The sequence below is a fragment of the Undibacterium paludis genome, from assembly GCF_022568815.1.
In the GTDB taxonomy this organism is placed as follows: Bacteria; Pseudomonadota; Gammaproteobacteria; order Burkholderiales; family Burkholderiaceae_D; genus Undibacterium.
Map to the genome: position 1 here is coordinate 280,229 of NZ_JAKZHX010000008.1, position 13,828 is coordinate 294,056.

Below are 13,828 nucleotides of genomic sequence, written 5' to 3' on the forward strand. Positions count from 1 at the left end.
CTGCCTGTACCTGAAGCGGGCGAGCAGGTGTGTTTCTTCGGTAGTTCTTCTCGCTCTTGCCCGGATTAAACATCGTCAAATGCAGGAATAGTGCAAATTTAACAAAATAATACTGGTAAAATTGTTAACATATAGTAAAGTCATATTATTAATTTTTACCTGAACTGTAAGGCGGTATTGCAAGCCGATATTGCAGGGCGGGGCCGCTGTGGGGATTGCGCTGGTTTCATGGAACCGCAATCCCTTTTTCATCCTTGTTGCAATTCACCATCCAGTCACAGGAGAGACGTAAATGAACACGCCATTGGCTCTTGCCAGCTACACAGCCCGCGGGGAGCAAGCATGATACGATTACACCTATCCCCCATCACCAGCGTTGCCGATGCACAGGCGATGTTGCAGACCGCCATCAATGTTGAATTTGGCACGCTGCCACCTTATCTGTATGCACAACTGACGCTGCTGCCGGACAGTAATGCAGCAGCCAAGGCGCGCCTGCAGACGATTACCCATCAGGAGATGATCCATCTGTGCCTGGGTGCAAACATCCTCAATGCCCTCGGTGGCAGTCCCAAGCTGGTGCCGCCGGTTTATCCCGGCCCCTTGCCTGGTGATATCGGCTTTGATGGCAAGGTGTTGACCTTGCACCTGCTGCCGTTTGGCAAGCCAGCGATGAAGCAGGGCATGGATATAGAAATGCCTGAGGACCCGATAGATTTTCCGCAGCTCAAACTGGCGGCGGCGCCTTTGGCTCAGCCTGTCACCATAGGCCAGTTTTATGAGGCGCTCGACGCCTATCTCAAGACCCTGCCTGCCACAGCCTGGCAGGGGGGCCGTCACCAGATTGTCGACAAGCAGTTCTTTCCCGGCCAGCTGTTTGCCATCAACAATTATGATGATGCGCACAAGGCCATACAGATCATTGTCTCTGAAGGTGAGGGGGCGAGTACCAGCCCGCTGGACTTCAGCAATGAACTGGCGCACTTCTACCGTTTTGAAGAAATGTACCGCAACCAGGTACTGACCAGCAGCGATTCCAAACAGGGTTTTTCCTGGGGTGGGCCGTTGGGCGTCGATTACACTAAAGTCTATCCGGCCATTGCCGACCCGCAGTTGCTTGATTATTCCAAACAGCCCGATGCCGCCAGACTGGCGCAGCAGGCCTGCACCACTGCCTACACGGCCATGGTCGACAGCCTCAATCTGGCGCTCAATGGTGAGATCACCCAGTTGGGCATTGCCGTGCGCAAGATGTTTGATTTGCGTATGGCGGCAATTCACGCCCTGCAGACGCCGCTGGCAGACAAGAACACCGTCGCCGGCCCGGCCTTCATCTACAAAAAAGCCTGAGTGCATCTCAAATAAACCTGAATCGGGAGAGAACAGCATGAGTATCCTGCAAACGCCGCGCATCCATTTCAAGGGGCAGATATCCTGGGACCCCATCGTTACCAATAATTACCAGAGTTTTTATAACGAAAACGCTTCGCAATCTGTCATCACGCCAGCAGAAAGCATGAACCAGTTCCGCCAGGCCGCCATCGAATCGGCCAAAGCGGGTAACTGGAATCCGCATGGCACCCACAGATCACAATTCTTTGAAACTGCCGTGTCGGCAGTCGACTTGGGAAAGGGCCTGGTCACCACGGACAAACTCTGCGGTGCACCCGCCACATTGAACGCCATGCTGGTTGACCTGGAACCGTATGGGGTGTGCAGTTCGCAACTCTATTTTGACAGACTCAACTTTGGCATTGATGGCGGCTGCCGCATTGTCGCTTCGCGCAATGAACGTTTCACGGCGCGCTACATCAACTTTGCCCGTAATCCTGGCCGTTTCAGTGCTGGTGTTGCGTCGGTCAACTGGCAAACTACCTTTGCCAAGGATCACCTGATCATCGACGCCCACAAAAGCGAAGCGCTGGTTGCGCTGCAACACGCCTTGAGCGAGCCCGACGCCCTGGGCCTGGTAGTCAGCTTCAATGCCTACCGCACCGTGTATTTTGATGATGCCAGCTTGATCAAGGGTGACCCGGTGCCTGTCCAGGTGCAAAAAGGCATTCTGTACCGCAAGCTGCTTGCTGGAGGCTTTCAGCCCAATCCGGCACGTAGCCTGATTGTTGGCACCATTGGTATCTGGCGACAGGGTGAACCCAGACACGAGCCTGGTGACCGCGCCCTGCTGCCTGACGCTAACGCCAAGGTATTTGTCGGCACCGCCCATGCCCGCATCGACAGGAAACATGTCACGCTGGACTTGTCCAACAGCATCAGCGAAACCGGGGCCGACCTGCAAAAACAGGATCTGGGCACCCTGCAAGTGTATGCTGTGGACAAGGCCAAAAAAGAAGAGCAACTGCTGGGCAGTTTCGATTATGCCAAATATGATCGCGCTGCCTACGAGGCCAGTGCCGGTATCGTCAGCTTCCCCATCAGCGATATCCACACGACGTATGCCGAAAAAACCGACTGGGAACTGCGCAGTTCCACCCAGGGCATACTGCTGTCAGAATCGGCCTTGCGCATCATCCCCGCTTCTCCCAATCTCTATCTTGACGAGGGGCAAACCGGCGCCAGCAAGTTCCAGGTCTACAAACATGGCAAACCCCTGCATCAGGTCAGTGATGTCAGCTTTGTCCAGACATCGGCGGATGGTTCAGACATCACCACCACCCTGCAACTGAAAACCAATGCCGAAGGCCAGGTCACCATCAACCCTTCCACCACCACGGGGAAAGTGTTTGCCTATGTGCCGTTTGCAGGCAAGGACCTGCCTGCGCCCGACCAATGGCAAGGTATTATTAATAATACCCAGACCTACACTTATGCCTATGTGCGCGTGCTCGGAGCCGACAGCGATATCGCCGCGCTCTCGCCTACCTGGACCAATGTGTACAACAACGTGCTCATCAACTGGAACGCCATGGCCCCCTGCATGGACAACTGGCTGGACCTGGCCAACCCGGTCGACGTGCATGCCTATGACAAGATAATCCGCCGCCTGACCGACCCTGCCGCCTTTGAAAGCTACATGTACATGCCCGTCACCCGCGACCTGACGGCAGGCCAGCGCACGCTGCTGTACAAGTTCCTCAACAGTACGCCAGCACATCTGGCAGAAGCAGGCGAGGCCGCAGCCCCGGTACTGGCGGCAGCGGTGCAATCTGAGGATGAGAAAGCCGTCCCGGCCGATTTTGCCAAAATCAGCCGTTCACTGCGCAACCCGGACAGTCATTAAGACGGGAAGGGATGCGGGCAATGCCAGTGTTGCCCGCATCCCGTATTGATCAAGCCGCCTTGTTGGCATCTGCTTTGATATTCGTGCACAAGACAATAGCTGAAAACTGTCAGTGACAGGCAATGATAAAGGCGGCAATGTTTTTGCTGTGGTACTTGAGCAGTTCATGCCAGGCCGGGGACGCGCACCTGCCTATGCATGCCCGCCAACAGAAAAAACTTCGCTTTCTCTGTGTATTCTCTTCGCCACCTCTGTGTCTCTGTGGTGAGCTTCTCGGTCTTGAATTGGTTTTAATTTTGACCGAAAACCTCAATCCACAAACACAATATCCCCCTTGGCCTGCGGCGGTATCTTGATCGCTATCGCCTTCACCGGTCCGCTGCTGACGATACTGCCGGCATGCGCTGTACCCTTGGGGATGACGATCAGGCTGCCAGCTTTAAAATCTTTGCGTTCACTGCCCAGCCACATGCTGCCGCTGCCTTCGATGATGTACTGGATTTCATCGGTCTGCGGGTGGATATGCTTCGCGACATTGCCCGACTGTATGCCCACGGTGGCATGGTCCGTCGTCACCAGCGTGCGCGCATTGAGGTCGGCATTGGTGGTCTTGGGCAAGTCATCATGTTTGATCGCCAGCAGATCGATCACCGCCGCCGACAGCGCAGGTGCATCAGCACGGGCATCGCTGACGGCGTGCTGTATCAGCGGCGAGGCGACGATGCCGGCAAAGAAGGCGAGGGCGATGGCGGGTGTCTTGGCGATGCGCATGGAGGGCTCCTGTTCAGGGTGATGTGATCTGACGAAGAATCAGTGTGCAATACAAAGCCATTGCAATCAACTAACGGCATTCCCAGATTAGCGAAATAATGTGCTGGCGGTGTTTTGTAACAACATGGCGGTGCAGGGACCATGTACTCCTGACCGAATTTGCAAAGCAGTGTCGTAGGTTGGGCTGGGCTTTATCGAGCCCAACTCCTGGTCCTTGACTGGTTGATGCCGGTTATTTGTGTGGGTGCTCAAGTGACAAAATTTTAGCCTATATGACCGGTCACAAGCTGCGATACAGAATCGGTGCGCACGGCGCACCCTACGTAGACCGTAGCCTGTAGGGTGCGCCATGCGCGCCGATGAAGACAAATTTTCTTTGAAAATTTTTCCCGCACACCCATCGCATTCCGGCATCCATGTAGCAGGTTTTTCCGTTTTCCCACATCTTACTCTACAAACTCCCGCGCCAGTTTCACAAAGGCGTCAACCAGGGGCGCCCGTTCGCCCTGGCGTTGCACCAGCAGCAGGGCGGTGGTGGCGGCAGCGTCCGCAATGGGCACGTAGCAGACACCTTCCAGATGGATACGCTCGAAAGAAGCCGGCAGGATGGAGATGCCGCAGCCAGCCGCCACCAGGCCGATGATGGTCGATGATTCACCTGCCTCTTGCGCTACCCGGGGGGCAAACCCGGCATCGCGGCACAGGCCGACAATCTGCGGCACGATGCCAGTTCCGGCGCTTTGCGGGAACAGTACAAAGTCTTCCTGCGCCAACTCTTTGATGGCAACCTTGCGCCGCGCAGCGAATGGGTGATCGTGTGATAACACCAGCACCAGCCTGTCCTTGAGCAGGCGCGTCACCTTGAAGGTGTTTGCCGCCATACTGGCCACGCCCCCTGCCGGTGGACGGATAAAACCGATGTCCATCGTCCGCTGGCTGATGGCGTCCAGTTGCGGCTGGGTCGCCATTTCATGCAGCTTTAAGCTTACCGCCGGGAACTGCTGGCGATAGCGGTTGATGAGCGCTGCAAACAGCGGCGTAAACGGAATGGAGAAGGTAAAGCCTATACGTAATTCACCAGCCTCGCCGCGCTCGGCGCGCCGGGCCGTCTCACTGGCCTGCTCCGCCAGGGCCAATATGCGGCGGGCATCCGCCAGGAACAGTTTGCCCGCTTCCGTCAGACGTACCCAGCGTTTGCTGCGCTCAAACAGTTGCGCACCGATGTCGGCCTCCAGTACCTGTATCGCCTGACTGAGCGGTGGCTGACCGATGTGCAGCCGTTCTGCCGCCCGCGAGAAATGCAGCTCTTCAGCAACGGCGACAAAATAACGCAGATGACGTAATTCCATGATGCTCAGATGAGTGATAGGGAAGCTTAATAAATGAATTTTTCACAAAATACACAAGCCAGGACATACGCAAAATTGACCCAGACGGCTTTTGTGTCGGCCATACATGCATACATTGCAATGAACACAATGCACCCCCAAAACCGTCATTCCCGCGTGCTTTTAGCGGGAATCCATCGTTGATCAAGCGCGCAGACTTAAGACAGGCGCGGCTGATCAGGCATGGATACCCGCCTGCGCGGGTATGACGAATTGGAAAGTACGGTAAGCAATAAGCTCTGGGGTGGTATTGCGTCAGCTCTGCAAGTAAATAAATAATCGATTTTTTATATTATAAACGTCAGAGATATATATTGGACAGTATAAATATCCAATCTTAAGATGGCCATGTCGTCACACAGCAAGGCCATCATGAACAGCACAGCGGTCAGCCACACAACTGGTCATTCAGACAATATCAACACCGGTGTCAGCAAAGGCGGAGCAGGTCTGTCCGCAGTCCCCAAAATCACCGCAGGCACGCCAGAATTCAGGCGCATCAACCGCGCCATGGTGTTTGGCGGCTTCTCGGTATTTGCGCTCTTGTATTGCATACAACCATTGATGCCGGTGCTGGCTGCAGAGTTCAGCCTGAGCCCGGCGCAAAGCAGCTGGGTCTTGTCGATATCGACACTGACGCTGGCCCTGTCCCTGGTCATCAGCAGCGCCGTCAGTGAAAAACTCGGTCGCCAGCCCCTGATGGTGTTTGCCCTGGGCTTGTCCGCCTTCACTACCGTACTGTGCGCCTTTGCCCATAACTTCGAACAACTGCTGCTACTGCGCGGCATCATGGGCATTGCCCTCGGCGGCATGCCCGCCGTGGCCATCGCCTATCTCGGTGAAGAGATTGAAGCCAAATCCCTGGGCCAGGCCATCGGCCTGTATATCGCCGGCAGCGCCCTGGGCGGCATGCTGGGGCGCTTGCTGGTGGCGGTGGTGACGGACCATTTCTCCTGGCGCGTCGCCATGACGGTGATGGGGACGGCGGGCCTGTATGCCGCATGGGAATTCTGGCGCAGCCTGCCTGCCGCACGCCACTTCAAACCGGCCAGCCAGGTCTGGGGCACGATAGCCGGCGGCCTGCGCCTGCATTTTGCTGATGGCGGCCTGACACTGCTGTTTGGTCTGGCGTTCCTGCTGATGGGCTGCTTTGTCAGCCTCTACAACTACATGGGTTATCGCCTGCTGGCCGCACCCTATGGCCTGAGCCAGAGCAGCGTCGGTGCGATTTCTGTCATGTACCTGCTGGGCATGGGCAGCTCGGTCTGGATAGGCAGACTGGTGGACAGGGTAGGCCGTCGCGGTGTCTTGTGGATCGTCATGCTGACCATGTTTTGCGGTCTGCTGCTGACGCTGTTCAATGCACTGCCGCTGATATTGCTGGGCACCGCCATCTACACCTTCGGTTTTTTCGCTTCGCATTCCGTCGCCAGCAGCTGGGTGGCCCGTCGCGCCACCGCCCCAAAAGCGCTGGCATCGGCGATCTACCTGTTCTTTTACTATCTGGGTTCCAGCCTGATCGGTTCCTTCACCGGCATCATGTGGGCCAGCCACGGCTGGCACGGCGTGGTCGCCGTACTGGGCGCCATACTCAGCGCGGGTTTGCTGATTACATTAAAGCTGCGCAAGCTGGAGCCGTTGGCAGCGTAATGTCTCGTGTACGTTGCCCTGGTTCAGGCATGCCCATGCATCAGCCGCATGGCAAGGCTTTGTACTTCTGCCCAGCTGATTCCCTGTTTTTGTTGCAGATACAAAGGGTGATCGCACTCCTGCAATTCTATGCAAGGCCGTTCACCGACCGGCCTGGTATGCAGCTTGGCTTTCAAGTGCAGTGTTGTCGTTTCGTAGGGCAGGGCGGATGAAAACCAGGCAAAATACGGTGGTTCATTCTCGCGTCCCTGCTCTTCCCATAGCTCATGGGTCCGGACAAAATTCTCTTTGCTCAAGGACACCCAGGCCAGCCAGACAAACATGTCGTCTGAATCTATGATCGGTATCTCGACACAGCCAAGTACAAAATAATGATCGTCATCGACCATGCATACTTCTGGCGACAGCAGGCAGCGCTGCTCGCGTTCTGCTTCCGGTATATTAAACCAGAGCTGCGGTGCAGGCGGTCCGTAGCATAAGGGATAGCCTTCATGAAATTCACCACAGGTGGTGCATTGAAAACCGGCTGGCATGGATGATTCCCTCCTCTTAGCTTGCATCAAAGTTGAGCATGTGCGGGTAATTCACATGTTGATGCAAGCACCTCGTGAACCCGTTGACGTACCTTGCCCGTAGCATTAAATCTGCGCGGAGAGTCCAATAAAGTCAGCGAGCATGTGAGCAAACACTACCGGCCACAACTTGCGACTGCGCCAGTAATACGCCGTAAAGATAACGCCGAAAACAAGGATAGACACTGCACCTACCGGCCCCTGGTAAAGGTGGTAAAGCAGTCTGACCAGCACGCTGATGCCTATTGCCGTTGATGCCCCCAGTTTGTTGACAGCAGTCATCAGATAGGCCAGGAGGAATGTCTCTTCATACCAGCCATTGATGATGGACATCAACAGTACGCCCGTCATTGTCGGATGCGATTGCAAAGCCATTTTTTCGATGGGCTCTCGCATATAATGTGCGGCATTAAAGAACTGGCACACGAAAGCCCAGGCCAGGTAAGCCACCAACAGTAAAAGGCAGCCAGTACCACTGTCACGCCAGTCTGGCGCAGCTAGCAGAGACTTTAAGGGATAGGCTTGCCAGCGCAAGACCATCATCGCCAAAAAAGTGAGCACGCATTCTGTTAATGCTATGTTGATCAGGTAGCTATCACTAAACCCGGCCCCACTGGGAAATCCGGCAGAGACAGCCTGCAAGGACCAGTAGATGAATATACCAAAACAAATGGTGGTAACGATGATGACTTCTGTTGCACTGGACTGCCGGGCTTGTATTTCTTTCATGCGGTATTTTTTTGTGTGAATGTCGGGGCAGTGCGTGGGTTTGCTGATAATGCCTGAGTGTCAGCGATAGCTCAGCGATGGGTATCCTCATGGATTGTCATGACCTGCTTTTGTTCAACAAGCGGTTGCTCAAAACGGCCTGCGACGATGGGCTCGAAGTTTTCACCTTTGAGCAGGAACAGCCTGGTCTCATGATTCTGTGATTCAACGGATTGCACATTCCCCAGACTGTAATGCATGAACGGGTCCAGCGGTATGATCAACATCTTCGGCACATCTTTGGCGCTGGTGACCAGGACCTTTTCAACACGGACATGCAAGCGTATGGTATTGCGCAAACCCGGCCCGGTCATTTCTTGCCTGCTGGTGATTTTCTTCCCCTCACCATCGATCATGTCGACATCAACGACTTTGCCGGTCAGTATGTGATCTGCCTGACTAGCCATTTCTTTCTGTGTGATCTGGAGTGGGACCGATGCCTGGGAGTAGCTGGTGACGAGCGTAAAGATGATGGCGATGATTGATTTCATGACAATGAATGCTTTTGGCTTGCTGCAATGGTGTGTTCAGTATAACAGTTCAGCCAGGCGTAAACTGGCGCAGCGACATAGAACAAGGTCGGCACTGAGCTCAAGTGCACAGGGGGGCTGATTTTTATTCGGGCAGACTGTTGGTGTGAGACAGCATGCTTGTCGACATCAGGTGTTGCAGTATTTAGGTTATTTCATTCGCAGGCATCGCCATTGATAAGCGTTCAGGCAACAGGCACTCGCTCAGCCATAGCGTTGATCGGGATGCCAACGTACTGCCAAAAAGCTGTTTTCTTAACCAGGTAATCATCGCAGGGACGATGCGGACCATGCCTTCTGCTGCGCAGTGTGTCATCCCCCGCATGAGCCAGACTTGGTTGCCAGGATATTGTGCAAAAATGGTACTGTCGCGTTGAGGGATGTATTGATCAAGTTCTCCGTTGATGAGCAGCATGGGGGCACAGGTACTTTGTTCGAGCAGGCCCTGGCCCCTGAGTGAAAAGGCTTGCATGCGTGAATTCAGATCTTCATCATCCGGCATGGCGTCAAGCCCCCAGGCATTGGCGATAATGCCTGGCATACCATTGGGAAGTGCGCGGGCGAAATCACTGCCAGCATCAAAGACGACAGAAGGTCCGCCAAGATTGACCGCAGCGTCCACAGCCCCGAGCAGGGCAAGTTTGGCTGCCCAATGACCACCGAAGCTGACGCCGATGATCGCTTTGCGTCCGGTGGGTGCAAGCGTGGCAAGCAGATCCCGGTAGATGTTTTCCGCATCTGCTGTGAGCGCCATCCGGTTTTCACCCGTCCCTGGCATGTCCATGGCTGCGACGCGAAATCGCCCTATTTTGGCGAGCAGGTAGGCGAGCCGGTGCAACTCCATCTTGCCGGTATCGACGCCGCCTGAGAGCAGAACCAGGGGCTGATCACCTGCGGAAGATGGGGCATACAAATGAATCGGTATGATGCCATCGATAGAGCGTTTGAGCTTGACCTGGCGTCGTTCGAAATGAACAGGCAAGCTGCGCATGGCCTTTTCAAAGCAGGCAACCTGACAGCTAAGCGCATGTTCGCGCATGGGGGTGACGATGACTGGGAACCGCGCCGCACCATACAGCATGGCAGCCCGCAAGAAGCGCCCTTCTGCTTCTGCTTTCTCTGCTTCTCGCAGCCATTCATCAGTCCAGCCACCGGGGCCTTCATGCCAACTGTCGCGTACTTGGGCCTGTACGCGAGCGATGGTGTTGCGGGGGATGCCCCAACTGGCAAATTGTTGGCTACGCTCCAGAAAAAGCTCGTCAGGGTCGAGAGGGAAGGTGAACATGCGGCGTTCCGATCGTTTTTGAGGTGATACCAGTCAGGATAATAGCAAAGACGGATGCAATATGGTGGCGGCTCTCCTTGCCAGACGAGGCCAGGGCAGAGTTTGGACGCCTGGCCTGTATTGATGATGTGCAACAACGTTATGCAATTTTGCGTAACCTCTTGAAAAAAGTGCGGCGGGAGTGATGGGGCTGCCCAAACAATCACAGGCATCACTCAATTGATAGGGAGCTCACCTCACATCTTGGCCAAACGGCGTGCAGTGCCAATGACAATTCGGTAGCCAGGCACGACAGATCATCTGCGGCTGTTTCATGTAAAGCTTCAGCGACGATCAGGGCGGAGGTGGTGGCCTTCTGTACAGCCGAATAGCCGCTTTGCCGGTTCGACCATCTTCTTGCATGCGCGCGCCCGTGTTGATCAGCAAAAATAATTTCCCCCGCTTCAGGGTTTTCCAGCTTGCCTGAAAAGGCCTCGTAGGTTTCCCGCCCGGTTGCAGGGCGTACTTCCAATCCGTTCCCGATTTGTTCCGAGTCAAAAACTGCGATGGGGATACCATAGGCAAGCGAAGCCGTATTGCAAAGATCAACAAGGGGATGCAGGCTGGGTAGCATGCCCTCCTTGCGAAAACGGCGTAACAGCGATTCGGACGCGCACCTGTATTGTGTTGGTTTCAGTCCCATTTTAGAGAAGGTGCGCCTCCATGCCTGTATTTCGATGAAATTGCCCTCATTTGATTGCGATAGCCGCTCAGAGGCAATGGTGGTGAATCTTTGGGATACACTAAAAATGTCCGCAGTAGCGTCAATATGTTGTACATGCAAGGTACGTGTGGATAACTCAGGAAAGGCGGAACGGATGGGAGCCGCATAGCGGAAAAAAATACTCATTTAACTAGTCCATGATGATGAGGTCGGATACCTGCTATTTTCTGCCCTGAAAATCCGCTTGTCTTGAACAAAATTGCAGGCGGAGTATATGCCTGCGGTTTCTGCCCTGGTACTGCCGATGCATCGCTACGGTCAGGAGGATCGCTCATCCCCTCCCGCCATTCGTTCCCCTCAATCGTGTCCCAGACAGCGCAGACCGTCACTCATCGCAAGGCACTGGAGAACGCCCCGGGCTTTGCTTACAGTGCATGGCGATCAGACTTTATTTGCCAGAAAGGATAACCATGCATTCCCCCGTATCAACATCCCCAACAAGCTTGCAGGCCCAGCCTGGGCCTGTGCGTGACTGGGCCGGTTTTGCTTTCAAGCACACCACCCGCCTGTGGTGGACCGTCACCCTGGCCGCACAACTGCTGTTTGCCGTGACGATTGCTGCATTCTATGGCCGTGCAGCAGCGCGCGGCGACATCGCCGCCTGGAACCGTTACATGCAGCATGGCTATGACCGGGGCGATGCATTCGGTAATACCCTGGTGGCGATACACCTGTTGATGGCGCTGCTGGTCATCATTGGCGGCGCCCTGCAACTGAGCACGACGCTGCGTGCCCGTGCGCCGCGTTTCCATCACTGGCTGGGGCGCAGCTATATTGCGGCGGCTTACCTGATCAGTCTCAGCGGCCTGTACATGATGTGGGTGCGCGGCACCATAGGCGGGCTGGCCCAGCACATGGGCATGACGATACTGGCGCTGATCATCATGTTCTGCGCAACCAGGGCCATACAGGCCGCTATGGCGCGCAACTTTGTGCTGCACAGGCAATGGGCGTTGCGCCTGTACCTGTCCATGAGCACGGCACTGTTCCTGCGTGCCGGCCTGTTCCTGGCATTCCTGATACCGGCAGATTATCAGGAAGCCTATGCCATCGTCGTCAACTATGCCCAGTTTGTGCTGCCTTTGACCATGCTGGAAGTTTACTTGCGCATCAGTCACCAATCCGGCAATGCCAGACGTTACGCCATTGCCGCCAGCATGCTGGTGCTGACCCTGGTGATGGGCGGCGGCCTGGCGGTCGTGACCCAGGCAAACTGGCTGCCACAGATCAGAATGGCGATGGCCAATCGCCCCGCGCTGACCGAGCAGATCGATGTCACCATCCGTGCCGAAGGCGTTGATGCAGGCATTGCGCAATACCGAACATACAAGGCCAACCCGGCAACAGCGGCTGACATCAAGGAGGGCGACATCAACCGCCTCGGCTATCGCCTCATCACCGCCCAAAAATACCAGGACGCCATCCGCATACTGCAATTGAATGTTGACGCCTACCCGCAATCAGGCAATGCCCATGACAGCCTGGCCGAAGCATATATGCTGGCTGGTGACAAGGCGAGGGCGGTAGCTCACTATCAGCAATCCCTGCGCCTGAAGCCGGACAATGACAATGCGGTGGCGATGTTGAAGAAGTTGAGATGATTTGAGGGAAGACCTGACAGCTCACCACAGAGGCACAGAGACACAGAGAAAACCAAGAGAAAACCAATAGGACTTACGCGAAATTGCCCAGACTTTTTTGCGTCGGCCATGCCTGCATCTCATTGAGCACGATACACCCAAAACCGTCATTCCCGCGCGCTTTCAGCGGGAATCCATCATTGATCAACCGAGCAGACAGTAAGACGGGCGAGGTTGGTCAAACATGGATACCCGCCTGCGCGGGTATGACGAATTGGAAAGTACGGTAAGCTGCAAGCTTGATGGCGGTTTTGCGTAAGTCCTAACCAAGAGAAAACCAAGAGAAAACCAATTTGAAATTGGGTTTACATTACCGAATATTTTCTTGCGTATCTCTCGTCCTTCTCTTGAATTTCTCTGTGACTCGGTGTCTCTGTGGTGAGATTTTTGGTCTAAGAATTTTTATGTCCGGTTGATCGACACCCCACCATCAACCAGCATCGCCGCCCCCGTCATGAAGGACGAGGCATCCGACGCCAGGTACAACACAGACTGCGCGATTTCTTCCGGCTGCGCCAGGCGCTTCAAGGCATGCAGGCTGGCGACCTGGGCCAGCGCTTCGGGCGTGCCATTCATCTGCTGCGCCATCGGTGTCATCGTGCCGCCAGGCAGGATGGCATTGACGCGTATGCCCTGCGGGCCAAATTCAGCCGCCAGCGCCTGGGTCAGCCCGACCAACCCCGCCTTGCTGGCCGCATAGGCAGCCGCACCAGGGAAGCCTGCCGTATGGCCGACAAAGGTCGACGTAAAAATCAGCGAACCACCACCGCGTTGCTGCATGGCCGGCAGCTGGTATTTTGCACCCAGAAAAGCACTGGTCAGATTGGTTTCCAGCGTGTCGCGCCAGCCAGTTGCAGACACATCCGGTGTCGCGCCCAGCTCACCCAGGCAACCGGCATTATTGAAGGCGATGTCGAGACCGCCAAATTCCTTCACGGCCAGTTCCACCAGCGCCTGTGCATAAGCTTCGTCCCTGACATCACCGGCCAGGCAGATAGCCCGCCCGTCTTCTTTGCGGATGTCTGCCACCAGATCCGCCAGCTCTGCCTGCCGCCTGGCCGCAACGATGACGCTGGCGCCCATGCGGGCAAACAGCAAGGCCGTTGCGCGGCCTATGCCAGAACTGGCGCCGGTGACGATGGCGACTTTGTTGTGTAGTGAATGGATGGTGTTCACGTTTGTCCTTTTCTGTGGTGTTCAACAAGAGCAGGCAGTATTGGTTT

General features: G+C 55.4%; 12 protein-coding genes. 4 read left to right on the top strand and 8 right to left on the bottom strand.

The window, feature by feature from the left end:
- Positions 1–342 precede the first annotated feature (342 nt).
- Together LZ463_RS15550 and LZ463_RS15555 are read left to right on the top strand one after the other, a co-directional pair.
- Complete coding sequence (locus LZ463_RS15550; RefSeq protein ID WP_241456735.1) at positions 343–1,350, top strand: ferritin-like domain-containing protein; 1,008 nt, start codon at positions 343–345, stop codon at positions 1,348–1,350.
- Between the two features lie 37 nt (positions 1,351–1,387).
- On the top strand, positions 1,388–3,238 hold the full coding sequence (locus LZ463_RS15555; protein WP_241456736.1) for a hypothetical protein: 1,851 nt from the start codon (positions 1,388–1,390) through the stop codon (positions 3,236–3,238).
- 309 nt (positions 3,239–3,547) lie between these two features.
- Here LZ463_RS15555 and LZ463_RS15560 read toward each other — a convergent pair whose 3' ends face one another.
- Both LZ463_RS15560 and LZ463_RS15565 read right to left on the bottom strand, forming a co-directional pair.
- Positions 3,548–4,009, bottom strand: coding sequence for a cupin domain-containing protein (locus LZ463_RS15560; protein WP_241456737.1), 462 nt, complete (start codon positions 4,007–4,009; stop codon positions 3,548–3,550).
- A gap of 446 nt (positions 4,010–4,455) precedes the next feature.
- Positions 4,456–5,358 (bottom strand): LysR substrate-binding domain-containing protein, encoded by a 903-nt coding sequence (locus tag LZ463_RS15565; protein ID WP_241456738.1) that lies wholly within the window; start codon positions 5,356–5,358, stop codon positions 4,456–4,458.
- Positions 5,359–5,769: 411 nt separating this feature from the next.
- Between LZ463_RS15565 and LZ463_RS15570 the strand changes: the two genes are divergently transcribed.
- A complete protein-coding gene (locus LZ463_RS15570; protein WP_241456739.1) occupies positions 5,770–7,047 on the top strand; it encodes an MFS transporter in 1,278 nt (425 codons plus the stop codon).
- Positions 7,048–7,070: 23 nt separating this feature from the next.
- Here LZ463_RS15570 and LZ463_RS15575 read toward each other — a convergent pair whose 3' ends face one another.
- From LZ463_RS15575 to LZ463_RS15595, 5 genes are all read right to left on the bottom strand, one after another.
- Positions 7,071–7,580 carry a DUF2199 domain-containing protein gene (locus LZ463_RS15575; protein WP_241456740.1) on the bottom strand — a complete coding sequence of 170 codons (510 nt, stop codon included), beginning with the start codon at positions 7,578–7,580 and terminating at the stop codon, positions 7,071–7,073.
- 105 nt (positions 7,581–7,685) lie between these two features.
- Positions 7,686–8,348, bottom strand: a complete 663-nt coding sequence (locus LZ463_RS15580; protein WP_241456741.1) for a CPBP family intramembrane glutamic endopeptidase — start codon at positions 8,346–8,348, stop codon at positions 7,686–7,688.
- Positions 8,349–8,419: 71 nt separating this feature from the next.
- Entirely contained in the window at positions 8,420–8,878 is a 459-nt protein-coding gene (locus tag LZ463_RS15585; protein WP_241456742.1) for a hypothetical protein, read from the bottom strand.
- Between the two features lie 184 nt (positions 8,879–9,062).
- Positions 9,063–10,202: an alpha/beta fold hydrolase gene (locus tag LZ463_RS15590; protein WP_241456743.1), complete on the bottom strand. Its 1,140-nt coding sequence runs from the start codon at positions 10,200–10,202 to the stop codon at positions 9,063–9,065.
- A 211-nt stretch (positions 10,203–10,413) separates the two neighbouring features.
- The gene (locus LZ463_RS15595; RefSeq protein ID WP_241456744.1) at positions 10,414–11,091 is read right to left on the bottom strand and encodes a B3/B4 domain-containing protein; all 678 of its coding nucleotides are present in this window, start codon (positions 11,089–11,091) and stop codon (positions 10,414–10,416) included.
- A gap of 284 nt (positions 11,092–11,375) precedes the next feature.
- Here LZ463_RS15595 and LZ463_RS15600 point away from each other — a divergent pair, with 284 nt between their 5' ends.
- A complete protein-coding gene (locus LZ463_RS15600; protein ID WP_241456745.1) occupies positions 11,376–12,566 on the top strand; it encodes a DUF2306 domain-containing protein in 1,191 nt (396 codons plus the stop codon).
- Between the two features lie 441 nt (positions 12,567–13,007).
- Here the strand turns inward: LZ463_RS15600 and LZ463_RS15605 are convergent, their stop codons facing one another.
- Positions 13,008–13,772: an SDR family oxidoreductase gene (locus tag LZ463_RS15605; protein ID WP_241456785.1), complete on the bottom strand. Its 765-nt coding sequence runs from the start codon at positions 13,770–13,772 to the stop codon at positions 13,008–13,010.
- Positions 13,773–13,828 lie beyond the last annotated feature (56 nt).

Bases quoted from the DNA above. Each gene is read 5' to 3' on its own strand.
- LZ463_RS15550 (WP_241456735.1), top strand. From the start codon at position 343: ATGATACGATTACACCTATCCCCCATCACCAGCGTTGCCGATGCACAG.
- LZ463_RS15555 (WP_241456736.1), top strand. From the start codon at position 1,388: ATGAGTATCCTGCAAACGCCGCGCATCCATTTCAAGGGGCAGATATCC.
- LZ463_RS15560 (WP_241456737.1), bottom strand. From the start codon at position 4,009: ATGCGCATCGCCAAGACACCCGCCATCGCCCTCGCCTTCTTTGCCGGC.
- LZ463_RS15565 (WP_241456738.1), bottom strand. From the start codon at position 5,358: ATGGAATTACGTCATCTGCGTTATTTTGTCGCCGTTGCTGAAGAGCTG.
- LZ463_RS15570 (WP_241456739.1), top strand. From the start codon at position 5,770: ATGAACAGCACAGCGGTCAGCCACACAACTGGTCATTCAGACAATATC.
- LZ463_RS15575 (WP_241456740.1), bottom strand. From the start codon at position 7,580: ATGCCAGCCGGTTTTCAATGCACCACCTGTGGTGAATTTCATGAAGGC.
- LZ463_RS15580 (WP_241456741.1), bottom strand. From the start codon at position 8,348: ATGAAAGAAATACAAGCCCGGCAGTCCAGTGCAACAGAAGTCATCATC.
- LZ463_RS15585 (WP_241456742.1), bottom strand. From the start codon at position 8,878: ATGAAATCAATCATCGCCATCATCTTTACGCTCGTCACCAGCTACTCC.
- LZ463_RS15590 (WP_241456743.1), bottom strand. From the start codon at position 10,202: ATGTTCACCTTCCCTCTCGACCCTGACGAGCTTTTTCTGGAGCGTAGC.
- LZ463_RS15595 (WP_241456744.1), bottom strand. From the start codon at position 11,091: ATGAGTATTTTTTTCCGCTATGCGGCTCCCATCCGTTCCGCCTTTCCT.
- LZ463_RS15600 (WP_241456745.1), top strand. From the start codon at position 11,376: ATGCATTCCCCCGTATCAACATCCCCAACAAGCTTGCAGGCCCAGCCT.